The sequence below is a fragment of the Achromobacter mucicolens genome, from assembly GCF_902859725.1.
Lineage (GTDB): Bacteria > Pseudomonadota > Gammaproteobacteria > Burkholderiales > Burkholderiaceae_B > Achromobacter > Achromobacter mucicolens.
On the sequence record NZ_CADIJP010000001.1, the window covers coordinates 304,180 to 328,835 of the forward strand.

Annotated in this window: 20 protein-coding genes; 12 read left to right on the forward strand and 8 right to left on the reverse strand. The window is 67.0% G+C overall.

Going from position 1 to position 24,656, the window contains the following annotated elements; genetic code table 11:
- On the reverse strand, positions 1-1,506 hold the full coding sequence (locus HV786_RS01355; RefSeq protein ID WP_175209781.1) for an efflux transporter outer membrane subunit: 1,506 nt from the start codon (positions 1,504-1,506) through the stop codon (positions 1-3).
- Positions 1,507-1,700: 194 nt separating this feature from the next.
- Here HV786_RS01355 and HV786_RS01360 point away from each other — a divergent pair, with 194 nt between their 5' ends.
- Positions 1,701-2,342, forward strand: a complete 642-nt coding sequence (locus tag HV786_RS01360; RefSeq protein WP_175209783.1) for a TetR/AcrR family transcriptional regulator — start codon at positions 1,701-1,703, stop codon at positions 2,340-2,342.
- 74 nt (positions 2,343-2,416) lie between these two features.
- Positions 2,417-4,027, forward strand: coding sequence for an EAL domain-containing protein (locus HV786_RS01365; protein WP_336298540.1), 1,611 nt, complete (start codon positions 2,417-2,419; stop codon positions 4,025-4,027).
- Here HV786_RS01365 and kch read toward each other — a convergent pair.
- On the reverse strand, positions 4,004-5,215 hold the full coding sequence (gene kch / locus HV786_RS01370; protein WP_128829003.1) for a voltage-gated potassium channel protein: 1,212 nt from the start codon (positions 5,213-5,215) through the stop codon (positions 4,004-4,006). The genes HV786_RS01365 and kch overlap by 24 nt on opposite strands.
- Positions 5,216-5,639: 424 nt before the next feature.
- Positions 5,640-6,455: a response regulator transcription factor gene (locus HV786_RS01375; RefSeq protein WP_128829002.1), complete on the reverse strand. Its 816-nt coding sequence runs from the start codon at positions 6,453-6,455 to the stop codon at positions 5,640-5,642.
- A gap of 569 nt (positions 6,456-7,024) precedes the next feature.
- On the opposite strand from HV786_RS01375, the gene HV786_RS01380 reads away from it, so the two are divergent.
- On the forward strand, positions 7,025-7,423 hold the full coding sequence (locus tag HV786_RS01380) for a helix-turn-helix domain-containing protein (RefSeq protein WP_128829001.1): 399 nt from the start codon (positions 7,025-7,027) through the stop codon (positions 7,421-7,423).
- On the opposite strand, the gene HV786_RS01385 is transcribed toward HV786_RS01380, so the two are convergent.
- Positions 7,404-8,549: an acyltransferase family protein gene (locus tag HV786_RS01385; RefSeq protein ID WP_128829000.1), complete on the reverse strand. Its 1,146-nt coding sequence runs from the start codon at positions 8,547-8,549 to the stop codon at positions 7,404-7,406. The two genes, HV786_RS01380 and HV786_RS01385, sit on opposite strands and share 20 nt — an antisense overlap.
- A 304-nt stretch (positions 8,550-8,853) precedes the next feature.
- Here HV786_RS01385 and HV786_RS01390 point away from each other — a divergent pair, with 304 nt between their 5' ends.
- The 3 genes from HV786_RS01390 (at position 8,854) to HV786_RS01400 (ending at position 11,036) form a co-directional block, all read left to right on the forward strand.
- Positions 8,854-9,381, forward strand: a complete 528-nt coding sequence (locus HV786_RS01390) for an META domain-containing protein (protein ID WP_128828999.1) — start codon at positions 8,854-8,856, stop codon at positions 9,379-9,381.
- A 31-nt stretch (positions 9,382-9,412) separates the two neighbouring features.
- Positions 9,413-10,210 carry an META and DUF4377 domain-containing protein gene (locus tag HV786_RS01395; RefSeq protein WP_128828998.1) on the forward strand — a complete coding sequence of 266 codons (798 nt, stop codon included), beginning with the start codon at positions 9,413-9,415 and terminating at the stop codon, positions 10,208-10,210.
- An 88-nt stretch (positions 10,211-10,298) separates the two neighbouring features.
- Positions 10,299-11,036, forward strand: coding sequence for a sulfurtransferase (locus HV786_RS01400; protein ID WP_128828997.1), 738 nt, complete (start codon positions 10,299-10,301; stop codon positions 11,034-11,036).
- Positions 11,037-11,101: 65 nt separating this feature from the next.
- Here HV786_RS01400 and metG read toward each other — a convergent pair whose 3' ends face one another.
- Both metG and HV786_RS01410 read right to left on the reverse strand, forming a co-directional pair.
- Positions 11,102-13,258: a methionine--tRNA ligase gene (gene metG, locus HV786_RS01405; RefSeq protein ID WP_256387871.1), complete on the reverse strand. Its 2,157-nt coding sequence runs from the start codon at positions 13,256-13,258 to the stop codon at positions 11,102-11,104.
- A 132-nt stretch (positions 13,259-13,390) separates the two neighbouring features.
- The gene (locus HV786_RS01410; protein ID WP_056325207.1) at positions 13,391-13,666 is read right to left on the reverse strand and encodes a hypothetical protein; all 276 of its coding nucleotides are present in this window, start codon (positions 13,664-13,666) and stop codon (positions 13,391-13,393) included.
- Positions 13,667-13,767: 101 nt separating this feature from the next.
- Between HV786_RS01410 and apbC the strand changes: the two genes are divergently transcribed.
- From apbC to dcd, 4 genes are all read left to right on the forward strand, one after another.
- The gene (gene apbC, locus HV786_RS01415) at positions 13,768-14,856 is read left to right on the forward strand and encodes an iron-sulfur cluster carrier protein ApbC (RefSeq protein WP_128828995.1); all 1,089 of its coding nucleotides are present in this window, start codon (positions 13,768-13,770) and stop codon (positions 14,854-14,856) included.
- Positions 14,857-14,859: 3 nt separating this feature from the next.
- Positions 14,860-16,755 (forward strand): autotransporter assembly complex protein TamA, encoded by a 1,896-nt coding sequence (locus tag HV786_RS01420; protein ID WP_175209785.1) that lies wholly within the window; start codon positions 14,860-14,862, stop codon positions 16,753-16,755.
- Positions 16,752-20,612, forward strand: coding sequence for a translocation/assembly module TamB domain-containing protein (locus tag HV786_RS01425; protein WP_420809619.1), 3,861 nt, complete (start codon positions 16,752-16,754; stop codon positions 20,610-20,612). Before HV786_RS01420 ends, HV786_RS01425 begins: the two co-directional genes overlap by 4 nt.
- A 109-nt stretch (positions 20,613-20,721) precedes the next feature.
- On the forward strand, positions 20,722-21,285 hold the full coding sequence (dcd, locus tag HV786_RS01430) for a dCTP deaminase (RefSeq protein WP_008166733.1): 564 nt from the start codon (positions 20,722-20,724) through the stop codon (positions 21,283-21,285).
- A 4-nt stretch (positions 21,286-21,289) separates the two neighbouring features.
- On the opposite strand, the gene HV786_RS01435 is transcribed toward dcd, so the two are convergent.
- Positions 21,290-22,153 carry a GNAT family N-acetyltransferase gene (locus HV786_RS01435; RefSeq protein WP_175209787.1) on the reverse strand — a complete coding sequence of 288 codons (864 nt, stop codon included), beginning with the start codon at positions 22,151-22,153 and terminating at the stop codon, positions 21,290-21,292.
- A gap of 136 nt (positions 22,154-22,289) precedes the next feature.
- On the opposite strand from HV786_RS01435, the gene HV786_RS01440 reads away from it, so the two are divergent.
- Entirely contained in the window at positions 22,290-23,531 is a 1,242-nt protein-coding gene (locus tag HV786_RS01440; RefSeq protein WP_175209789.1) for a GGDEF domain-containing protein, read from the forward strand.
- A gap of 9 nt (positions 23,532-23,540) precedes the next feature.
- Here HV786_RS01440 and HV786_RS01445 read toward each other — a convergent pair whose 3' ends face one another.
- Positions 23,541-24,059 carry a GNAT family N-acetyltransferase gene (locus HV786_RS01445; protein ID WP_128828994.1) on the reverse strand — a complete coding sequence of 173 codons (519 nt, stop codon included), beginning with the start codon at positions 24,057-24,059 and terminating at the stop codon, positions 23,541-23,543.
- A gap of 106 nt (positions 24,060-24,165) precedes the next feature.
- On the opposite strand from HV786_RS01445, the gene HV786_RS01450 reads away from it, so the two are divergent.
- Positions 24,166-24,618 carry a hypothetical protein gene (locus tag HV786_RS01450; RefSeq protein ID WP_128828993.1) on the forward strand — a complete coding sequence of 151 codons (453 nt, stop codon included), beginning with the start codon at positions 24,166-24,168 and terminating at the stop codon, positions 24,616-24,618.
- Positions 24,619-24,656 lie beyond the last annotated feature (38 nt).

A 24,656-nucleotide genomic window follows, 5' to 3' on the forward strand; every position in this document is an offset into this window, starting at 1 on the left:
TCAGCGTTGGGCCGAGCCGGCGTCAGGCGCTTCAAGCGCCAGCGACCCCCCGCCCAGCGCGGCATACAGGCCGATGCGGCTGGACAGGAGCGCGCGGCGCGTTTCCACCAGCTGCTGCTGCGCGGCCAGCAGATCGCGCTTGGCGTCGAGCACTTCCAGGTACGGGGAGGCGCCATGGTCGTAGCGCAATTGCGCCAGGCGGGTGCGCTCGGCCTGCGCCGCCACCGTGGCGCGCAGCACGTCCACCTGTTCGGCCAGCCAGCGGCGCGACGCCAGCGCGTCGGACACGTCCCTGAATGCGCTTTGTATGGTCTGTTCGTAGCTGGCGACGGCCAGGTCCCGGCGCGCTTCGGTCAGGTCCAGCGTGGACTGCCGGCGGCCGGCATCGAAGATCGGCAGGTTGATGCTGGGCGCGAAATTCCAGGCGCGGCTTCCCCCCGCGAACAGTCCGTCAAGTTCGGCGCTGGCGGTGCCGAAGGCCCCGGTCAGCGTAATGCTGGGCAGAAAGGCGGCGCGGGCCGCGCCGATGTTGGCGTTGGCGGCCTTTAGCCGATGCTCCGCGGCCAGGATGTCGGGCCGGTCGGTCAGCAGGTCGGACGGCAGACCCGCCGGCAGGTCGCGCATCACGGCCTCGTCATTGAGCCGCGCCGGACCGGCGGGCAGATCCAGCGGCGCACCCACCAGCAATTCCAGGGTGTGCGCCTGCGCGGCGCGTGAACGTTCCAGCTCCGTGCCCAATGCCTTGGCCTGCTGCCACAGCGTCTCGACCTGCGTCAGGTCCAGCTTCGAGATGGCGCCTTCCTCGAAGCGGCGGCGGAAGATGCGCAGCGATTCCGCGCGCGAGTCGATGGTCTCGCGGGTGAGTTCCAGGCGCTCGTCCAGTTCGCGCAGCCGCAGGTAGCCGTCCGCCACCTGGGCGATCAGGCTCAGCGTGGCCGCCTGGGCCGCCGCCTGCGTCGATAGATAGTTTTCCAGCGCCGCATCGCTGAGGCTGCGCACCCGTCCCCAGAAATCCAGTTCCCAGGTCGCCATGCCCAGGCCGACCTGATACTGGCTGGAAACCTGCGGCTGGCCCGTCACGTTCAGGTCGCCCGGTACGCGCGCCCGCGAGCCTTGCGCCTGCACGCCCACGGTGGGGAACTGGTCGGAACGTTGGATGCCGTACAGCGCCCGCGCTTCCTCGACCCGCAGCAACGCCGCGCGCAGGTCGCGGCTGTTTTCCAGCGCGGTGGCGATCAGGCCTTGCAGCGCGGGGTCGGGAAAGTAGGACTGCCAGGCGATGCGGGCGGCGGCGGGCGCGGCGATGGACGCGGGGGCCGCCGCGGGCAGGGCGGCGTCCGGCGTGCAGGCTGGCGGCTGGCTGTCGCGGGGATATGCCTGCGGCACCGGCAAGGCAGGGCGTTGGTATTCGGGCGCGAGCGAGGTGCAGCCGGCGGCCATCAGCAGCGTCAGGGCGGCGGCGGCTAGACGAGGAGGTATCGAAGCGGAAAACGCGGTTGCTGTCATGCGGCGGGTCTCCGGCTCGGGGGGCGGAAGCGTCTTGCGCGCGGCAGGCTTTTGGCCTTGCGGCACGGACGGTTCCGGCGCCAGGGCGTGTGCCTATTGTGCCCATCCGGCCGCAAATTTCCTTGACGCGAATCAATTTAGCGACTGACTGGTCGGTATGTAATGGGCGCATCGTGACCCTGGAGCAATCAGACATGGACAGGCCGCGCACTCGCCTGCCGCCGCCGGTACGGATCGGCCAGATCCTGGACGCCGCGCTGCGGGAATTCTCGCGGGCGGGCTACTCGGGCACGCGCATGGACGACATCGCGTTGCGCGCCGGCGTGTCCAAGGGCGGGCTGTACGCGCATTTCGCAAGCAAGGAAGCCATCTTCGAGGCGCTGCTGGAACGCCACCTCGCGCCCGCGCCGCTCGATATCCCGGCCATCGTCGACAGCGCCGCCTCGGTGCAGGCGTTGGCCGAGCGCATTGCTGATCATCTGCATGAAAGCCTCGCCAATCCCGCCATGATCAGCACGCTGCGTCTGCTGCTTGCCGAAAGCGGCAGGGTGCCGCATCTGGCGGCGCGCTGGCGACACGAAACCGCCGAGGCGCAGCTTGCCGACCTGGGCCGTCTGCTGGCGCTGGCCCGCCGGCGGGGGCTGTGCCGCGACAGCGTCACGCTGCGCGAACCCTGGCTGCTGCTGGCGCCGGTGGTGCACGCCGTGGTCATGGCCGCGCTGCTTGGGCCGGACGACGAGCTTGGCCTCGCGGCGCGCCGCGACGCCCACGTGGCGATGATCGTCGAACTGTTGGCCCCGGCGGCCCGGCAGCGGCGGGCTGCACGCAGTTCTTGACGCCGCGCCGCGCATGGTGTCCCATCGCATCGATGCACCCGCACTAATGGCCCCTTTACTGCTGCGGAGACCCCTTGCCGACATCAGGCCTGATGGAACGCGTACCGTCGTGGCGTTATCTGCCCGTGGCCCTGGCGCTGGTGCTGCCGGTGATCGCGTGCGTGGCCTGGACCTGGTGGCATGCCCAGAAGGAACAGCGCCATGACGCCGAGTCGGCCGCGCGCATCGTTCAAGTCCAGACGCAGCACATCCTGACGCAGTCCTGGGAACTTCTGGACCGCGTGGCGCCGCTGACCGCCCTGTCCTGCGACGAGGCGCTGCCCGATCTGCAACGCTGGGGTTCGCTGAACCCGTATGTCCGGTCCCTGGTGCTGGTGCGCGGCGAGCGCATCTATTGCTCGTCGGCGGTCGGCAAGGTCGATTACGCGGTGTCGGAATTTCGCAGATGGTCGGTGGGCGGGTCCCCGGACCGCTGGCTCATCACGGTGGCCGGAACTCCGCTGGCGCCGGAACGTCCCGCCGTTCTGTTGGGCCGGCCCGGGGTCGAAGGCCACAGCGCGGTCGTGGTGGTCGACGGCCGGTACGTGCAGGATCTGCTGAACGCGCTATCCAATCTGCGCGATTACCAGATCGAGGTGCAGGTAGGCGAGGGCGGCGTGCCCATCCACAACGATCGCAAGGGGGCAGCGGGCGCGCCCCGCGAAGTGATCTACACCGAGACGACGAACCCCGACGGCCGCGCACCGGTCACCCTCAGTGTCAGCGCGCCGGCCGAAGCGGTCGTGCAGGCGTGGCAGCAACTGCTGATGACCTACCTGCCCGCCGCGGCGCTGCTCGGCCTCGGCCTGGCCGTGGCGGCATTTCGCCAGCAGGTCAACCGCCAGTCCTTCAAGGAACAGTTGCGCCGCGCCATCGTTGCCGACGAATTCCGGGTGCATTACCAGCCGGTATACGGCCATGCGGTGGGCCAGTGCAGCGGGGTAGAGGCCTTGTTGCGCTGGGAGCGGCCTGGCGTGGGCGCCGTGCGGCCCGACGTCTTCATCGCCGCCGCCGAAACCAATGGCATGATCGTCCCGCTGACGCGCCATCTGTTCGCGCTGATCGAGCGGGACATGCGCGACTGGGACACGCCGCGCGGCTTTCATGTCGGCGTCAATATCGCCGCCGCGCACTTGTCCTGCCCCGAATTCACCGCCGACATCGAGCGCTTTGCCGCCAACATCGCCCAGCGTGAACCGACCTTGGTGCTGGAGATCACCGAACGCAGCCTGGTCACCGACGACGGGCAGGCCCGGCGCAATATCGAGGCCTTGCGCGCGCAGGGCGTGCGCGTGGCCATCGACGATTTCGGCACCGGCCATTGTTCGCTGTCGTATCTGCAGCGGTTTCCGGTGGACTACCTGAAGATCGACAAGGGGTTCGTGCATGCCATCGAACCCACGGGCGAAGACGCGCCGGTGCTGGACGTCATCATCACACTCGCGCACCGGCTGGGTTTGGCCGTGCTGGCCGAAGGCGTCGAAACCGACCTGCAGTTCCGCTATCTCAGCGGCCGCGGCGTGGCGTTCATCCAGGGCTACCTGTTTGCGCGGCCCATGCCGTCGGATCAATTCGTGGCGTGGTATGCCCGGCACGCGCCGTTGGGCGAGCCGCAACTGCGTTCAAGCGGGTTTGGCATCGGTTGAAGGCTTGGCGAAGAACAGGTCGGTGATGGCCTGGCTGTCCATGGGCTCGCCGTTGATCGCGCGGGTCAGCAATTCCGCGCCCAGCAGTTGCACCGAGAACACCAGGTCGGGCTGCACCCGGCGGATCTTTTCGAGATGCTTGCTGGTGTTGACCAGCGCCACGGTCTTGGCGCCGTCCGCACCGGTCGCTTCCTTGGCGGCCAGCACGATGAACGCGTTCTCGGCGTCGTCATCGCGCAGCGCCAGCACATAGCGCGCCCGCGCCACGCCCGCCACGTGCAGCACGTCCACGCTCGAGGGGTCGCCTTCGATCAGGTCGGTGGCGGCGGGGTAGTCGTGCGCCACGCCGGTCGGGACGATGACGGTGACTTCTTCGTTGCGGCTGCGCAGGCCCTGGTAGACGCTCAACGCGAGGGGCGTGGCGCCGGCGATGATGATGTGGTTCTTTCTCATGGCCGAGGAAAACCTGCCTTTGACGAGCCGTTTCAGGTTGCCGCCGATCACCGGGCCGGCGATCGCGCTGACGGAGGTTGCGAAGACGGTGATGCCGAGGATGATAATCGACGCGGTGAACAGCCGCGCCGTGCCGCTGTGCGGCGTGATGTCGCCATAGCCCACCGTGGACATCGAGACGATCGAAAAGTAGAGCGCGGTGCCGGCATCCAGGATGGGCGGATTGAATTCGTTGCCCAGGTAGAGCGTGCCGAACACGGCGTAGATCATCAGCGACAGCACGCTCACCAGGGCGAAGAGCGACCCGGCCGTCACGCTGGCGCGGTCGAAGCGGCGCCAGTAGGCCACCAGCGCAATCACGAGCACCAAGGTATAGATGCCCAGTCCCGCGCGGCCGCCATCGCCCAGGATGGCGAACGTGCCGATGCCGATCAGCAGCACCAGCGAGAACGCCCACGCAATGCGCGCTTTCAGGATCAGGCCCAGCGCAATCACCTGCAGGCCCACGCCAAGCACCAGGCGGGGAATCTCCAGCAACCCGACCACGCGCATGATCTCGTGCCAGTTGTCCAGCGCAAGCCAGAACGAATATTCGCGAGCGCGGACTTCGCGCAGCACCGGGTGCATGAAGGCGTATCCATCCAGCGCCACCAGGAAGGCGAGGCACCAGTTCGGCGGGAAGAACGCCAATATCTTACGGAGCCGATGGCGCAGGGGAGGCTGGGGCAGGGGCATCGAGGGCACAAGCTTCCTATATCAATATGGTATGGAAGACTATCAACAAAGAATTACTGCAAACGCGTCCGAGGTCATAAACTTTCCTCATCAGGCGGCTATCCGGAAGGAACACCGCCGATATGGCAGTAAAGCCTACCAGCAGTCAGGGTGGACGCATTGCCAGGCGTTGATCACGTTGCAGCCAGTGCAGGGACTAGAGACCCGGCGCGGGCAACGGTTGGACCGTGCGTGAGTAGTATGAGGCACGAATGTTGGAATCGCGTGATCCAGGTAGAAGGCATCGGTGCCGGCCGATGACTCCGGGTTCACGTGTTGTTTTAGCGCGGCGTCTTACCCTTCGGGGGCAGCGCCGCGTTTTTTTCGCCCGGCGATTCGTGCCGGGCTACCCTTGCAGGCACGCGTGGCGCGTCCGCTGCTTCGGTTACACGGACGCGTTCGCGTCCGCTTCTTCGCTGCGCCAGGCTTCTCGCCCGTCAGCGCGCGGGGTCGGCGCCGTGACCCGGTATTCCAGATCCAGCGTGATGTCGGCCGCAAACATGTAGCCCCATCCGTGCACCGCGCGGATCGGCAGCGTCATCTGGTTGGCCGCGGCCTTGCGCCGCAATCGGCTGATCATCACATCCACGAAGCGCCGGCGGGTGATGCCGCTGTCGGCTTCGTCCGCCCCATCGGCAAGAAATGCATCGCGGCTGACCTTGCGGTCCGGCGCGTTCACCAGTCTGGACAGGAAGTCGCGTTCGCCCGTCGTCAGCCCCAGCGTCCTGCCCTTGGGACTGATGAGGGTCCACCCCTTGTTCGCCAGCCGCCAGCCTTCTTGGGCCGATTCCTCGGCCGAGTGCGGATCCGCGCCCGTCTCCAGGCCATCCAGCCCGACCGCGCGACGCACCAGCGCCTGCAGGACGGCTGCGAGTTCCAGGCCCGTGACATCCGGCGGCAGACACGCGTCCGCCCCGCACAGCAGGGTGCGGATGCGACTTTCGGCGTCGAGGAATGGGGCGATGGCCACGATGCCCAGGCTGCGGTCGATCGCGCGCAGGCGCACGGCGGCGTTGTGCACATCGGGAAGCGGCGCTTCCAGGACCACCAGCGGGCTGGGCCGGCGGGAAAATCTGTCGTAGACGTCCACCAGATCGGGGCAGCGGCGGACGTTGAATCCCAGATGGGACAGGGACTCGACCAGTCTGGCATGCCTGGCGTCGTCGCTGCCAAGAAAAATGACATCCAGCGTGTTGTTCATTGATGCTTCCAATGAGGCGGCGCGGGCAGGCCGTGGGCGCCAGGAAAATGCCGGACGCCTGGCTCAAGCCATGCCGTTGCCGGCCGTTGTGGGCGCGAGTCCTCATGGGAGGCACGCCTGTGTTTCATTTAAACACGGGCGTGTTTTTTTGTGAAGATACGTTTCTATGGTTTCGGACGGTAACAGTCCGTCCGGGGGGGAATCCGCCTGCATCCATTGAAACGGCGTTTGATCCCCAATTTGCATCAGAAAAGTATTATGTATTACCGATACATTATTTTCTCTTCTGCCAACGGCTGCGCTCATAAACTCATTCGTCTTTTTTGCTCACCGCTCTTGTCGCAGGCTCGCTCGCGGGGCCGGCGCGATGACTGGCGCAGTATTGCAAGCCGATGAAATATATGAATTTTTTAAGGGCGGCTTGCATCGGAAGGGGCGCGTACGCAGCAGCTTGTACGCGGAGCCAGGGGGCCTCACGGCGATTTATGGATTAGCCCGGAAATAGGGGCCTAATCCGTTTATTTGGCCGCGGAACTGAAATGCTTTAATCAAATAAAACCAAACAATTAATGTCTCGGGTTGATCGATTGGACACGTTTAGCCATCGTCTGCGCAACGCAAGAATGCTTCAGGGATGGACTCAAAAAGACTTGGCGGTCGCAAGCAACCTGTCGCAAAGCGCCATCGGCAACTACGAAAGCGGGCAGCGTCAGCAGCCCTCCAGCGAGGCGCTCATCAAGCTGACGCGCGCGCTGCGCGTCAATCCCTTGTGGCTGAGTACCGGCGAAGGCCCCATGGTGGACGCACCGCACGGGCAGACTGCAGCGGGTTTCGCCGCCGAGACCCCCAACCCCGCCGCCTGGCCCTTCGAGACGATCTCGTATTCAGCCTACGCCCGCCTCAGCCAACAGGAAAGGCGGCAGATCGAGCTGGTGCTCAGCGCCTACATCAAGGCACGCGGTGAATAGTCCCTATCGGCTGCGCGGGCGCCTGCGGGCGCCGCGAGGCATCCGCGGGCGCGGTGACGCCCACAGGGTCGGTACGTAGACGGCTGCGCAGGCGCTCCACCGGATCCGCGATCAGGTAGTTCAAGACTGCCGAGAATCCGATGCAACCCGTGATCGACATGGCCGCAAACAGCATGGGCTGGTGTTCCTGCACGTCGTGCATCAGCCAGCTGAACGCCATGATCACCAGCATGTGACAGATGTAGAGCGGATAGCTCAACTCGCCAATTGCCTTGTCCAGCCGGTGGCGCGACTGGAACAGGAACGCCAGCGGCAGCAGCGCGGCAAACAGCAGGACAGCCAGGCCATCGCGCACGGTCGGATTGATCCCGATCGAGAAATGCGCCACCACGTAGAGAAACAGGATGCCCGTGCCCAGCTCGGGCAGGCGCTTGACGCGCTGTGTCCACGCCTTCATTCGCGGCAACACCACCTGGTGCGACAGCGAGCCGATCAGGAACAGCGCCAGCTCCGTGGGGAAGAATCGGTAGGTCCAGGGATCGGAACGCCCGACCCCGGTCCAGATGAGGATGGCGCGCAGGGCGAGCGATGCCGCCAGCAACGCCAGCAGCTTGCGCGGCGAACGCAGGATGAACGGCGCCACCAGGTAGAAGCTCATTTCGACGCCCAGCGTCCAGGCCTGCGGCACCAGCAGGCCCTTGTACAGCGGCACGTCGCTGTTTGCGAAGCTGCCTGTGAAGGCCAGGGCCGAGTCGCGGATGCCGAAGAACATCAGCCAGTCCTGGCCGAAGATGAAAAGGTTCGACAGGAACAGGAAGACTTCGGCGCTGAAGGGCAGGGCTTCGTAGATGCGAAAGAACGAGCCGCCGCTCACGATGTGGGCCGTGAGCGTCAACGCCGCCACCGACAGGTAGATGGGGAAAAGCCGCAGGAAGCGGTTTGCGTAGAATTTGCCGGTGGCGCCCTGGTAGTGATCCGTGGCCGTCAGCACGTACGAGATCAGAAAGCCGGAGATGACATAGAAGAGCTGCACGGCAAGCCTGCCGCCGACCAGATGGTCCGCGTAGCCGCCACCCAGATGGTCCACCACCACTGACAGTGCCAGTAAGGTTCTCAAAAAGCCCATCGCGCATCTCCCCGTTGGATATTGTTCTCAGGCCCGATGGGCCGGACACTGCGCATGCGGTCGTCGCGGGCTCCGCTCCTCTTTCCCTGTATTACTTTTTAGGCCGGAGTCATCAACTGTCATCGATTCTGCGCGTCGGCCTGACCCCTCGCCATGCGGCATTCGATGCAGAACCGGAGATCATCAGCGTTAGAACCTCCGGCTCAACCGTGCATCTTTTGGATACCGCTGTCGGACGGAGAAAATCGCGTCTCTGGGCGAGGCCGGTTACAGTACGACGGTACGAACCATTGGAGTCCCGTCCATGCCCACCATCCTGTCCCCGCACGGCAGATTGCTCTGCCTCGCGCTGCTTACCGCGGCGTTGGCCGGTTGCGCCGGCACCGGCGGTGCGCGCCCTGAAGGCGCCGCAGCCGCCAGCGCCGCCACCAGCAAGGATTCGCTGGCGCAGACGAGTTGGGAACTGGTCCGCTGGGCGCAGCCCGGCGGGGCGCTGCGCGACATTCCGCACGGCGACAACGGCGAACCCATCCGCCTGACCTTTCTCGCGCAGGGCAAGCAATACCAGGTGAACGGATTCTCCGGCTGCAACCGTTACACCGGCACGTACAAGCTCGAGCGCAACAAGCTCGTCATCGACGCGCCTGCCTCCACGCGCATGGCCTGCGCGCCCGCCGAGCGCGCGAAGCTGGAAGCCGATTACCTGCGCGCGCTGCGCGCCATCGACACATTCACGCTGGATAGCGGTGGCGCGCCCCGCCACCTGACGTTCAACCTGCGTGGCGGCGACGTGCTGGAGTTCGAGCGCCGCCAGGATCCGCCGACACCCTGACCCGACGCCCAGGCGCGATTCGAGAACCTGCATGCGCAACCCCTCTTTTCTGCGCCGACTGGCGCCCGGCCTGCTGTGCGCCAGTCTCGTGGCCTGCTCGTCGCCGCCGATGCGCGCGGCCGATGGCCAGGATCCACGGTTCCAACCGGCCTCGGCATCCGACATTCTGGTGCAGACGAATTGGGAGCTGGCGCGCTGGACGCTGCCGGGGGGCGCGCTGCGCCCCGTGCCGCATCCCTCGGCATCGCAACGCCCCATCTCGGCCGCGTTCATCCATGACCGGGGCTCGCCACGCCTCATGGGTTTTGCCGGCTGCAATGCCTACAACGCTCCCTACACCATCGCCAACGGACTGTTGATCGTGCGCGCCGATCCCGTATCCACCCGGATGGTCTGTGCCCCGGATGTCATGCAGATCGAGCACGCGTATCTGGCGGCGCTCACCCGCATCACCGCCACGTCGTTCGACAACACCAATAACCCGCAGCGCATGACGTGGAAGCTCAATACCGGCGACACGCTGGATTTCGGACGGCGCGTGGATCCCGTGGCGGGTGGCCAGCTGGGCGCCGCCAAACTGGTCTACGTGAACGCCGAGCGCGTGCCTTGCGAGACCGGCGCTGGCCGCGCCCTGTGCTATCAGGTTCGCGACAGCGCATCGCAACCCTGGCAGGTCTGGCACGGCGAGATCACCGGTTTCAACTTCCAGCCCGGGGTGCGGTATCGACTGCGTGTGGTGGAAATCGAGGATCCGAATCCGCCGATGGGGGCGTCCCCGCTCCGCTGGGTGCTGGACGCCGTCGTGGAGCAGCAGGTCGTCAGCCCTTGATGGCAGCGGCCGGGGCAGCGGCCCGGACGGCGTGCGCCGCCCAGCGATTACTATTACGGGCTTCATCGCCCATCTTCACTGCTTTGCCATGACTGCCGTCGTCAATATCGCCGCTTACAAATTCGTTTCGCTGGATGACCTGCCCGACCTTCGCGCACGCTTGCTTGCCGAGGCCGCAGCCGCCGGGCTCAAGGGAACGATCCTGCTGGCCGAGGAAGGCATCAACCTGTTCCTCGCGGGGGCGGCCAACGGCATCGACACCTTTTTGCAGAGTCTGCGTGCCGATCCGCGCTTCGCGGACCTGGAGGTCAAGTTCAGCCACAGCACCGAAATCCCGTTCCGCAAGCTGCTGGTCAAGATCAAGCGCGAGATCATCCGCATGAACCACCCCGCCATCCGTCCGGCGGCGGGCCGCGCGCCCGGTGTCGACGCCCACACGCTGGCGCGCTGGCTGGAGGCAGGCGTGGACGACGAGGGCCGTCCCGTGGTCATGCTGGACACGCGCAACGCCTTCGAGGTGGACGAGGGCACGTTCAAGAACGCCATCGACTGGCGCATCGACCGCTTCACGCAGTTTCCTGCGGCGGTGCAGGCGAACCGCGCCCAGCTCGAGGGCAAGACCGTCGTCAGTTTCTGCACGGGCGGCATCCGGTGCGAAAAGGCCGCCATCTTCATGAACGAGGCCGGCATCGAAAACGTCTATCAGCTCGACGGCGGCATTCTCAAGTATTTCGAGGAAACGGGCGGGCCCGGCTACGAAGGCAAATGCTTCGTTTTCGACGAGCGCATCTCGCTGGATCCGGCGCTTGCGCCCAGCAACGCCTGATCCGATCCGGCGCTGCAACGAAAAAGAGCCCGCGTTTGCGGGCTCTTTGCATGGGGGAACGCCGCTTAGCGCACGCGCATGCCGGGCTTGGCGCCGGGGAACGGTTCCAGCACGTAGATGCCGGCGTCCACGGCTTCATCCGCATGGCTGGCAGCCAGCACCATGCCTTCGGACACGCCGAACTTCATCTTGCGCGGGGCCAGGTTGGCGACCATGACGGTCAGCTTGCCAATCAGGTCTTCGGGCTTGTAGGCCGACTTGATGCCCGAGAACACGTTGCGGTGGCGGCCTTCGCCCACGTCCAGGGTCAGGCGCAACAGCTTGGTCGAGCCTTCGACGTGTTCGCAATTGACGATCTGCGCGATGCGCAGGTCGACGCGCGCGAAGTCGTCGATGGAGATGGTCTCGGCCAGCGGCTCGCCGCCGGGCACCACGACGGGCGCGGCGGGCGGCTCGAACAGGTCTTCCAGCATCTGCGGCTCGACACGCTGCATCAAATGCTTGAACGGCGCGACGCGCTGCGGCAGCACCGCGGCATCGGCCCACGTGAACGGCGCCTGCGCGCCGAACAATTCCAGGGCAACGCGTTCGGCGAGCTGGGGCAGCACCGGGGCCAGCATCACCGACAGGGCCTTGAAGCCGGCCAGCGAGCGCGAGCAGATGTCCTGCAGCGCGGCCTTCTGCGCGTCTTCGGCCGTGGCCAGCCCCTTGGCCAGCACCCACGGCTGCGCCGTGTCGAACGCCTGGTTGATGCGGTCGGCGTAGGCCATGATTTCGCGGATGGCGCGGTTGTATTCGCGGGCCTCGAACGCGGCGCGGATCGACTCGGCCTGTTCGGCGTATTCGGCGGACAGCGCGGCCGTGTCGCCCGAATAACCCAGCACGCCGTCAAAGTGCTTGGTGATGAAGCTGGCGGCGCGGCTGGCGATGTTGACGTACTTGCCGACCAGGTCGCTGTTCACCCGCGCGATGAAGTCCTCGGGATTGAAGTCCACGTCTTCGACGCGCGCGTTCAGCTTGGCGGCGATGTAGTAGCGCATCCATTCGGCATTCATGCCGAGTTCCAGGTAGCGCAGCGGCGAAATGCCGGTGCCGCGGCTCTTGGACATCTTTTCGCCGCTGACGGTGATGAAGCCGTGCACGTTGATGGCGTCCGGCGTCTTGCGGCCGGCGAACTTCAGCATGGCGGGCCAGAACAGTGCGTGGAAGTACACGATGTCCTTGCCGATGAAGTGAACCTGTTCGGTGTCGCCGTTGGGGTCGAGCAGGGCGTCGAAGTCCATGCCCTTGACCGCGCAATACGACTTGAGCGACGCCAGGTAGCCCACCGGCGCGTCCAGCCAGACATAGAAATACTTACCCGGCGCATCGGGGATTTCGATGCCGAAGTAGGGCGCATCGCGGGAAATGTCCCAGTCGCCCAGCTTGGCCTCGCCGTCTTCGCCACCCAGCCACTCGCGCGTCTTCGCCAGCATTTCGGGCTGCAGATGCTTGCCGCCGTGCCGGTTCGCGCCCGTGGTCCACTGCTGCAGGAACTCGACGCAGCGCGGGTCGGACAGCTTGAAGAAGAAATGGTCGGACGACTTCAGGACGGGCGTGGCGCCCGTCAGCGCGGAGTACGGGTTGATCAGTTCGGTGGGCGCGTAGACCGCGCCGCAGACCTCGCAGGAGTCGCCGTACTGGTCCTTGGCGTGGCACTTGGGGCACTCGCCCTTGATGTAGCGGTCGGCCAGGAACATGCCCTTGACCGGATCGTAGAACTGCTCGATGGAGCGCGTTTCGATCAGGTCCTGGGCTTTCAGCGCGCGGTAGATGTCCTGCGACAGCGCGACGTTTTCCGCCGAGTCGGTCGAGTGCCAGTGGTCAAAGCGGATGTGAAAGCCGTTCAGATACTGGGGGCGTTCGGCCGCGTAGCGCGCAACCAGCGCCTGCGGCGTGATGCCTTCCTTTTCGGCCTTCAGCATGATCGGCGCGCCGTGCGCATCGTCCGCGCCCACAAAGTGCACCGTGTGGCCCGCCATTCGCATCGAACGAACCCAGATATCGGCCTGGATGTACTCCATGATGTGGCCGATGTGGAAGGATCCGTTGGCGTAGGGCAGCGCAGTGGTGACAAAGAGGGTGCGAGACATGGTTGTCGACTGAGGTTGAGGGGAAAAGGGATTTGGCGGCCATTTTAGGGCAAGCGCGCAGGCCTGCCCGCAGCGGGGCCCGGAAAGCACACAACCCGCCCATCGCATCAATGCGAATCAGGCGGGTTGAGGGAAGAGTGGCCGTGGCGTCTGGTGCGACCTTGCGCAACACGCAACGGTCAGCTTGCGCGCAATGACGCGCAAGCCAGTGGAAAACCGCCGTCAGCGGATTTCGCGGGCCTCGACGTCGATCACGTCGCCACGCGGTTGCGTGGCAAACGGAGCGGTGGCGGACTGGAAGGGTCCCGGGCGGGCGCCTTGGCGCTGGCTCCAATAGGCGCGAACGCCGAAGGGCTTGCCGCGCACCTTGGCGACCACATAAAGGATCGCCACGGCGAATGCCGTGGAAAGCATGAACACCAGCGCCATCGCCATGCCGATCAAGGCCAGGGCGGCGAATAGGACGGCACGAAAGAAGCGGATAAGTGTGTTGGTCATGAATGTCGGATGCAAAACGCAGCGAAAGGTTCCCGTGTATCCGCTATCCTTTAGGGGATGGCGGCCCGCAGACGCCGCGCTGCCTACGGAACCATAGTGACATGAGTATAACGATAGAAAACATCCGCGCCGCACTGCGCGCCGCGCAAGACCCGAATACCGGTTTGGATTTGGGTGTTTCTGTAAAAGATCGTGACATTCAACTGGCTGGCGGCCGTGTCGCGTTGACGCTGGAGCTGGGATATCCCGCCGACGCCGTCCGCGAACAAGTCCGCGACATCGCCGTGCGCGCGCTGGCGCAAGCCGGCGCGCCCGATGCGCAGGTCAACGTCACCTGGAAGGTTGCCGCCCACGCGGTGCAGAAGGGCCTGAAGCCGCTGCCCAACGTGCGAAACATTATTGCGGTCGCTTCCGGCAAGGGCGGCGTGGGCAAGAGCACCACCGCCGTGAACCTGGCGCTGGCCCTGGCGGCCGAGGGCGCAAAGGTCGGCCTGCTGGACGCCGATATCTACGGCCCCAGCGTGCCGACGATGCTGGGCATCTCCGGGCGTCCCGAAAGCCTGGACAACAAGAGCATGGAGCCCCTGACCGGCCACGGCCTGCAGGCCAACTCCATCGGTTTCCTGATCGACGCCGATTCCCCCGCCATCTGGCGCGGTCCGATGGTCACGCAGGCGCTGGAGCAGCTGCTGCGCCAGACCAACTGGCGCGACCTGGATTACCTGATCGTCGACATGCCGCCCGGCACGGGCGACGTGGCCCTGACGCTGGCGCAGAAGGTGCCCGTCGTGGGCGCGGTCATCGTCACCACGCCGCAGGACGTGGCGCTGCTGGACGCGCGCAAGGGCCTGAAGATGTTCCAGAAGGTCGAAGTGCCGATTCTGGGCGTGGTCGAGAACATGGCCATCCACATCTGCTCGCAGTGCGGTCACGCCGAGCACATCTTCGGTGAAGGCGGCGGCCAGCGCATGGCCGAGCAATACCAGACGCCGTGGCTGGGCAGCCTGCCGCTGACGCTTGCGATTCGCGAGCAGACCGACGCCGGCACGCCGACGGTGGTGTCCGACGCCGGCAGCGAGGCCGCGTCGCTGTACCGCGCGATCGCTCGAAAGCTGGCCGCGGGCGTTGCGGCGCTTCCGCGCGACATGGCCGGAAAGTTTCCCTCCATCGTCGTCCAACAACCGACCTGAAGCATGCGGTGGGCTGCCCGCGCCTTTTTGGCAGGACTGTGCATGCTGGCGGGCGAGGCGTTGGCCAAGCGCCCCGAAGTCATTGTGGACCCGGGGGGTGTGCCCCCGGCCGCGCTGCAGGCGATCACCCAGGCGGTCGATGCGATTGCGCGGCTGGCCGAAGACCAGGACGGCGGTGAAATCAACCGTCTGCGCCGGCGCGCGCGCGATGCGACGCTGGCCGCGCTGGCCACCCAGGGTTATTTTTCGCCCAAGGTCACGCTCGAGGCCGGCACCGATATCGGCGGCGAAACCTGGGACATCGCCATCGTGCCCGGCAAACGCACGACCGTCGAATCCGTGAACCTGGCGTTCACGGGCCGCATCACGCGTCCCGAGTACGCGCAGCGCGTGCAGCGGCTGCGCGACGACTGGAGCTTGCGCAAAGGGCAGCCCTTTATCAACAGCGACTGGAACCGCGCCAAGGCCACGCTGCTGGACGAGATTTCCACGCGCGATTTCCTGCTGGCGCGCATGACGTCCTCGCGCGCCGACATCGACGCCGACAACGCGGTCGCGCATCTGTACGTCACCATCGACAGCGGCCCGCAGGTGCGCATGGGCGAACTGAACACGCAGGGCTTGAAACGGGTGCCCGAAACGCTGATCGATCGCTACGTCCGCTACAACGTGGGGGCCGCGTTCGACCAGAACCGGCTCGATCAGTGGCAGCAGGACCTGCAATCGACCGCCTTCTTCCGCGGCGCGTTCGTTTCGCTGCAGGAGCCGCCCAGCCAGACCGATCAGCCCACGGACCCGATCTCGGACCGCGCCCGCGGGCCTGGCGCCGAAGACGCCGCCGCGGCCGCGCCGGCAGGCGATCCCACGGTGTCGGGCGGCCTGCCCCCGCCGCCCGCGCAGTTCGATTCGGACGGCGAAATCACGCTGCCCGTGCAGGTGCGCGTGGTCGAGGCGCCGCCCAAGCGCTTTTCCGCGTCGATCGGCGTGGACGACGAGGCCGGCGTGCGGGTGGAGTCCCTGTATCGCCAGAACGTCGTGTTCGGCCAGCCCGTCACGATGGAAACCGGCTTTGGCGTGGACCGGCTGCGCCAGCGCGCCTTCATGGACATCCTGCTGCCGCCTTCCGAGCGCGGCTATCGCGATTCCTTCGGGATCCTGGCGGACCGCTCCGACATCCAGGGGCTGGAAGTGACCCGCTACGCGCTGGGCGCCACGCGAACGCAGGAACGCAAGGGCGCGGGCGACAGCCGGGTCGAATACGAAACGCGCTACGGCGTGCTGCTGGCGCAGGACCACGTCAAGATCGACGGCGGCGACAGCTACACGTTGCCCACCGTGACCACCACGGCCGAATGGCTGCGACGCGACGTGGACAACAAATACGATCCGCGCGAAGGCAACCTGATTGCCGTGGGCGGCGGCGTGGGCATTACGCTGGATACAGGCGAGCCCTACACGCGCCTGCGGCTGCGCGGCCAGAAGTGGTGGCCGATCGGCAAGCTGGACGTGCTGACGATCCGCGGCGAAGTCGGCCGCGTGTGGTCCAACGGCGACGTGCAGGTTCCGGACGACTTCGGCTTTCGGACGGGCGGGGCGCGCACCATCCGCGGCTACCGTTACCAGAGCATTGGCGTGCACCGCGACAACGCTGTGGTGGGCGCGCCCACGCTGCTGGTGGGCAGCATTGAATACGACCACTATTTTGACGAGCGCTGGGGCATGGGCGTGTTCGTGGATGCGGGCGATGCCGCCGAATCGTTCGGCGACATGAAAATGTCCGTGGGCTACGGCGTCGGCGCGCGCGTGCGCACGCCGGCCGGCCCGTTGTTCCTGGACGTGGCCTACGGCCAGCGCGAACGCGACCTGCGCCTGCATTTCTCGTTGGGGATCGCGTTTTGAAGTTCGTGCGTAAATTCCTGCGCCATGTGCTGGTGTGGTGGCTGCCCGGGCTTGCCATGCTGGCCGCGTTGGCGGCCGGATTCATCTTCTGGCTCGTGGCCTCGCAGAACGGCACGCGACTCTTGCTGACGACGGCCGCGCAGCAGCTGGACGGCCAGGCGCTGGACGTGAATGGCTCGCTCCTGCGCGGGGTGACCGTGGGCCAGCTGACGCTGACGGCCGGCGGCACGCACATCGATATCCATGATCTGGACCTGGCCGTGCATTGGCGCGCCCTGGGCGACCGGCTGCTGCACGTGCGCAACCTGTCGGCCAGTTCGGTGCGCGTGGACATGGTGTCCTCGCCCGAGGCGCCGCCTGCCGAAGACAACGGCGGACCCTTCACCCTGCCCAAGCTGCCGGTGACCATCGCCGTGGACCGGCTGGCGTTGGGCGATTTCCAGTTCACCCAGGATGGCCAGGCGCTGCCCGTCACGCTGAACGACCTGAGCGCCACGTTCGCCGCGGGCCAGCAGGGCGCGCAGTTGCGTATCGCCAGCTTGCGGGTCGGACACGAAGTGGGCGAGGCCGATGTGACGGGCCAGGCGCAATTGCAGGACCTGGCCGACCCGTGGCCGTTTGCGGCGCGCCTGGACGTGACGGCGCGCGGCGCGGGACCCGAGTCCCCCTTGTGCCAGGCCGACCGGTTGAGCGGCGTGTTCGGGCCGGTGGCGGGGCAGGCGCAGCCCGGCGCCAAGGCCGGCGAACCGGTGAAAAAGGCTGAAGCGCCCAAGGCCCAGAACGCCGCGAAGCGCGCAGGCGCGCGTGCGGCGGATGCGGGAGGCAAGGGCGCGAAGGGCGCAACTGCCGTCAAGCCGGCAGCGGCGGCCAAGGCCCCCGCCGACGCCGCGGAAGGCGACAAGGGCAACAAGGACAAAACGGAGCCCGCGGCGGCGGCGATGGGCCCGCCCGCGCCCACGTGCCTTGTCGTGCTGCGCGCCGACGCCGCCGGATCGCTCGACGGCATTCAGGCGAAGGTGGACGGCACCGGTTCGAATTTGGTGCTGGACGTGGTGGCCGACCTGGCGCCGCGCACGGCGCTGGTGCTGCGCAGCGCCCGGGCGCGCGCGCAGTTGCCGGACAAGTCCACGCTGGCCGCGCAGTTTGACCTGCAGGCGGGCGACGCGCCCGGGCGCAACCGGATCGTCGGCTCGCTGGACGCGCAGCGGCTCGATCTTGCGCCCTGGACGGGCCCTGCCATACCGCCGGCGCTGCTTACCGTACGCGCCGATGTACAGGCCGATATCGAGAACCTGAGCGAACTGCGCCATGCCGCCGTCAGTCTGCGGTTTGAAGAAGGCAGCCGCTGGAACCGGCAAGCGCTGAGCGGGAATCTGAAGGCGCAGGTGGACGTCGCCGCGGCAGCCGATGCTGCGGCAGCCGATGCTGCGGCAGCCGGAGCTGCGGCAGCCGCTGCTGCGACCAATGCCGCGGCGACAGGCGCCGCGCCGGATCCGTCGGCAGACCCGCTGGCCGGCCTGCGGATCCACGACCTGGACGTGGATTTGCGGCTGGGCCGCAACCGCGTGCGCGCGACGGGCGAATTGGGCGCGGCAAACGGCGCGATCACGCTGGACGCCCAGGCCCCGCAACTGGACGCCTTCTGGCCGGATGTGCCGGGCGGCGCGGATGTGCGCGCCCGCATCGATGGCACGGTGGCCGCGCACCGCGGCGAGATCACCGCCAGCTATACGCCGCCCCGGCCCCGGCCGGGCATCATCGGGCAATCGCGCGCGCAGGCCAACCTGACCTTCAACGGCGGCTGGGGCAGGGGACCTGCGGGCCAGCCGGATGCGGCGCTGGTGGGCTGGCGCGGCACGTTCTCGCGGCTGGGCGCGGATACCGCCGGGTTCGCCGTCTCCGTGGACCGGCCGGTCACGTTGTCCTTCCTGCCTGCGGCGGTGGCGCCGCAGTGGCAATGGCAGGTGGGCCAGACCGCGCTGAGCCTTGTCCTGCCGGGCAAGGAGCGCCTCACCGTGGCGCATCAGGGTTCGCGCGGCGGCGGCAAGCGCTGGGAAACCGCCGGGCAGTCCGACAATCTGGTCATCACCGCGACCGTGGCGCGCCAGGTGATCGGCGCGTTCGACCCGGAAGCCGCAGCCAAGCTGGGCCGCAATGCCGGCCGCGTGAACGCGATGGTGCCCGACGGCCAGCGCCGCATTGCGATCGACCTGCTGTGGGATCTGAAATTCGACGGGCGCCTGGCGGGGCGCGCCCGGATCGCGCGCCGTACGGGCGATCTGCTGATCCCGGGCGACCCGCCCATCCCCTTGGGGGTGAAGACGCTGGTCGTCGACGTGACCGCCACGCCCACGTCGGCCAACGCCAGCCGGCTGGATGCCCGCCTGGATCTGTCGACGGACAAGATGGGCTCGATCAACGGCACCGGCACGGCGGTATTGCTGGTGGACGCACAAGGCGGCATGGCGCTGGATACGCGCCAGCCGCTGCGGGCGCGGCTGAACGCGGATATCGCGGACCTCGCCTGGGTGGGCCTTTTCGTGGGCGACGCCATGGAAGTCGGCGGCACGCTCAAGGCCAACATCGACGTGCAGGGCACGCTGGCGGGCCAATGGGGCGCGACGGGCGCCATCCGGGGCGACAAGCTGCGGCTGGTCCGCATCGACGACGGCGTGCGGCTGATCGACGGCACCCTGTCCGCGCGTCTGGACGGCCAGCGGTTGATCCTGGACAGCCTGCGCTTTCCGGCGTCGCTGCGCGTCATGCCGGCCGAATGGCGCACCAAGGAATGGATCACCACGAACCCGGGCGCGAAGGGCGGGTACGCGGAGGCCAAGGGCGACTGGAACATCATGGACGGCGGCGGCGCAATCCGGCTGACGCTGTTCCGCTTCCCGGCATTGCAGCGCTCGGACCGCTACGCCATGGTGTCCGGCACGGTCGACGTGCGGGCGGCCATGCCGCGCCTGGAAATCGTGGGCGACCTGAGCGCAGATGCCGGCTGGTTCAGCCTGGAAATCCTGCAGGGCGTGCCGACGCTGGACGATGACGTGCGCGTGATCCGCGCGGGCGACGAACCCGGCAAGGTGTCCACTCCCCTGCAGACCAGCATGGACCTGAAGTTCGACATGGGGCCGCGCTTCTACATCACCGGCATGGGGCTGGACGCCGGTCTGCTCGGCTCCATCCAGATCCGCCTGAATGACGGCCGGCTGACGGGCTGGGGACAATTGCGCACGCGCGGAGGCGGAATCGAGGCCTATGGCCAGCGGCTGCGCCTGAGCCGCGGCACGCTGACCTTCCAGGGCCGGCTGGACAATCCCATCCTGGACATCGAGGCCCTGCGCACGGGCGAACTGGTCGAGGCCGGCGTGCGGGTGGTGGGCACGGCTCAGCGGCCGCGCATCGATCTGGTGTCCTATCCCGAAGTCAGCGACGTCGAAAAGCTGTCGTGGCTGCTGCTGGGCCGGGGGCCGGACGAAAGCGGGGGCGACGCGGCCCTGCTCGTGTCGATCGGCACGGCGCTGCTGGGCGGCGGGCAGCCGTTCTACAAGCAGTTCGGCCTGGACGACGTGGCCGTGCGCACCGGCAACATGGGCAGCTCGGGCAGCATCCTGCCCGACCGCACGGTGGCCGGCAACGTGAACCGCGATATCGGCAGCGACCTGTCCACGCAATTTCTGGTGGCCAGCAAGAACTTCGCCAATGGCATCACGCTGAGCGTCGAACAGGCGCTCTCGGGCAGCGACACCGTGGGCCGGGCAAGTTACCGGCTGGCGCGTGGTCTGTCCCTGGATTTGAAGGGCGGCTCGGTCAACGGGATTTCGCTGGTCTATCGCACGCTGTTCGGCAATTGAGCAGACGCCCAACCTTGAGGCGGGACAAGCCTGTCCCGCCTCAAATCAAGGCGGCCGGCGCGGTCGGGATAAAATGACGCCCATTCAAATCCCTAGCACCACACCCACCATGAGCATCAAGAGCGACCGCTGGATCCGCCGCCAGGCCGAAGCCGGCATGATCGAACCCTTCGAACCGGGTCAGGTCCGTACGGCCAATGGCGGGCGCATCGTCAGCTACGGCACCAGCAGCTACGGCTACGACGTGCGCTGCGCCGACGAATTCAAGATCTTCACCAACATCAATTCCACGATCGTCGATCCCAAGAATTTCGACGAAGGCTCGTTCGTGGATTTCAAGGGCGACGTCTGCATCATTCCGCCCAACTCGTTCGCGCTGGCGCGCACGGTGGAATACTTCCGCATTCCGCGCAGCGTCCTGACGGTCTGCCTGGGCAAGAGCACCTACGCGCGCTGCGGCATCATCGTCAACGTGACGCCGCTGGAACCCGAATGGGAAGGCCACGTCACGCTCGAGTTCTCCAACACCACGCCGCTGCCTGCCAAGATCTACGCCGGCGAAGGCTGCGCGCAGATGCTGTTCCTGGAAAGCGACGAGGTCTGCGAGACCTCGTACCGCGATCGTGGCGGCAAGTATCAAGGCCAGCGCGGCGTCACGCTGCCGCGCACCTGATCCCTCAGCCTGCGGCCGGCGGCCGCAGGTATTCGATGTCCCACTCTCCTTCGCCGGTCTGCACGAAGCCGTGCCGGCGATAGAAGCGGTTTGAATCGCTGCCCCGCAACGCGCTCAGGGTCACTGCCTGGCGGTCGCGGTCGGCGTCCCGCAAGATCCGGCGCAGCACCTGGCCGCCCACGCCTCGTCCTTGCGCACAGGGATGCACGTACAGATGATCCAGCCGCAACCCTTCGCCGTCCGGGCGCAGGCAATAAAACCCGATGCGATCGCCGTCTGCCTCGATGTGCCAGGTGCACTCGGGGCGGAACGTGCCGCGCAGCCGCTCACGCGCCCGCTCCGGATCGAAGCGGCCCAGCCGCTCCAGGCTGTCGCGCATGGCGTCGATCCGCAAGGCCAGCAGCGCCTCGAAATCCGCCTGCGTTGCGGGCGTAAAGCGCAGCGGCGCGGCGCCGGCCTGCGTTTCGCTGGCCAGTTCGTCGTAACCGCGCCCCAGGAATTGCAGGATGCAGATGCCGTGGCCGTAAGGGTCCGCCAGATGCGCGATGCGGCCCCAGGCGTGCGTGGCGGGCGGATCCTCCAGGCGCGCCCCGGCGGCCACCGCGCGGGCGACCGCGCTGTCCACGTCGTCCACCACCACGTCCAGATGCACGGGCGTCCAGTGCCGCGCGTAGTCGCGCGGTTGGCGCACTGCGCCGGCCGCCGGCGTGCCGGCGGCCTTCTCGAGCAGGTAGATGGGGGCGTCGGCGCCCAGCAGTTCGGCGCCCGTCGCACCCAGCCGGCGGGTCAGCGTCAAACCGAAGGCTGCCTGATAAAAGCCGATGGCGTGTTCGAGATCGGGAACATCAATATTGACCAGGATTCTCATGGAGGCCTTTTGATGGTGGAGCGCCGCGTCGTTACGCGGCCTGCGCTAAAGAACCTCCTGCCGCGTCCGTAAAAAGATTACATGTGTTTGCCGATTTGGCGACGTCATTTCTGCAAGCGTTAGCAAGGCCCAATCCGTGCGTTACCCCCATATCCCCTGGCTGCCCCTGTTGTTCTATCCCGCGTTGCCGGTGGCCGCCGCGATCGGACTGCTGTTCTGGCGGGAATGGCCGCCGGCGTTAAGCCTGATCGTGCCGTTCGTGCCGTGGGTGATGGCGCTGATCGGCTCGGCGATCTGCCTGATGTATCAGCGCTCTCAAACGATGGCGCTGATGCTGTGCGTGCTGGCCGTCACGGCGGCATGGCCCACGCTGGTTCGGGACGCGCCGTGGGCGATGGGGCCTGTGCTGGCCTGGTGGTCGCTCGTGTACACCATCAACGCCATGTGGTCCGAACGGTCCAGCATGCTGATCGACGTGGCGCTGCGCGTCGGCCTGATGGCCGCGGGCGCGGCGATCATCGCGCTGGCCGGCAAGGACGGCGTGGACGAACTGTTCAGCACCATTGCGCTGCAGGGCACCCTGGCGCGCATGGGCGTACCGGCCGAGGCGCTGATTGCGCTGCTGGCCACCGGCCTGATGTTGACGCTCCTGCTGTTGCGCTATGGGCGGCCGCAGCAGGCGGGGCAGTGGCTGGGTTTTGTCTGCATGGCGTGGGCGCTGCCCCGCGGGGCGGCCCAGCCGCTCGAACTGGCCCTCATGTCCGCCGCGGCGCTGACGTCCCTGTGCATCTCGCTGGCGCATGAAGGCTTTCACATGGCGTTTCGCGACGAGCTCACCGGCCTGCCGGGCCGCCGCGCGCTGAACGAACGGCTGCAACGCATGGGCCGCGTCTACACGCTGGCGATGGCCGACGTCGACCATTTCAAGGCGTTCAACGACACGCACGGCCACGACGTGGGCGACCAGGTGCTGCGCATGGTGGCCTCGCAGCTGCGGCGCGTACCGGGCGGCGGCCAAGCCTATCGTTACGGCGGCGAGGAATTCACGCTGGTATTTCCCGGCAAGACCGCGGCCGAAGCCATGCCGCATCTGGAAACGGTCCGGCGCGCCATCGAGGCCTACCAGATGCGCCTGCGCGACAAGCCGGCCCGTCCCAAGGCGGACCAGATCGGCCAGCGCCGGCGTGGCGGACGGGGAGGGCGTGGCGCCCGGCCATTGCGCGTCACGGTCAGCATCGGCGTGGCCGAGCGCAGCGATGCCCTGCGCGCGCCCGACGCCGTCATCAAGGCGGCCGACCAGGCGCTCTACAAGGCCAAGGACGGCGGGCGCAATCAGGTATGCGCGTTCGGCGCGCGGCGCCGGGCAGGCGCGGGCTGACCCGCCGGGTCATCCGTCCGGCAACGGCATCGCCATCAGCGTTTCATCGTAGAGCTGTCCGTTCACGCAAAGCGCTTCGGGTTCGTGGCCATACACCGTGAACCCCAGGCTGGCGTAGAGCGCGGACGCCGCCGTGTTGTTGGCGGTCACGCTCAGCTGCACCTGCCGGATGCCGCGCATGGTTGCCGCGTGGTCGATCGCCGCGCGCATGAGCAGCCGGCCCAGCCCCTGTCCGCGATGAGCGGGCGCCACATACATGCTCCAGATTTGCGCCTTGTGGCGCAGCTTCAGCTTGCGCTGGCGGCTGACGCCCACGATGCCGGCCAGCGTGTCCGCCAGGAACACCCCATACATGGCGCCGTCGTCGGCCGGCGAGATCCACCCGCGGATGTCCGCCAATGTCAGCGTGTGTTCCTCTTCGTAACTCGATCCGAAGGACTCGGGCGTTTCGACCAACGCGTTCAGACGCAATTGCCGCAGGGCGGCGGCATCGGGGGCGGTCAGGCGGCGGACGGCAGGGGCGGTCATGGCGGAATCAAAGTGTTGGGAATAGGGAACGTTTGGGCAGTATAGGAGGACGGGCTTGCCTATAATGGCCCCATCGCCGCTTGCGGTTTTGAACAAGGAGCCACTGATGTTCGGTTTCCTCAAGACAAACCAGGATGCGACGCGCCATGAGGTGCAGGAAGAGTTCGTGGCACGTGTCGCGGGTGCCGCGCAGGACTTTGTAGAGGCAGCCGAAGCCACCGGCGCCGTCCTGGACTACTCCCCGTCCAGCGTCCATGCGCTGGACGACGCGCTGGAGGCCGCCCATCTGGGCACGCTGCCTCTGACCCCCATGCAAACCGTCGGCGCCGCCGCCTATCTCTACGAAGTCGGCCGCCGTGCGCACGGCGGGCTCTACGAGGTCTGCGACGACGAAGATCCGGTGGTTCTCGTCTGCGGAGAACCGGGCTCGGAAGTCTGCTTTGGCGCCATTGCCAAGGTCGAACGGCGCATCCGCTACGGGGCCGCCGAGGCCATACCGGCCTACTTTGAAATGTTCATGACAGCCCTGCAAACGGGCGAAGCCCGGACCATCCGATAGGCCGATCCGGCGCTTCTGGGGATTTCCCTTAGGGCTGT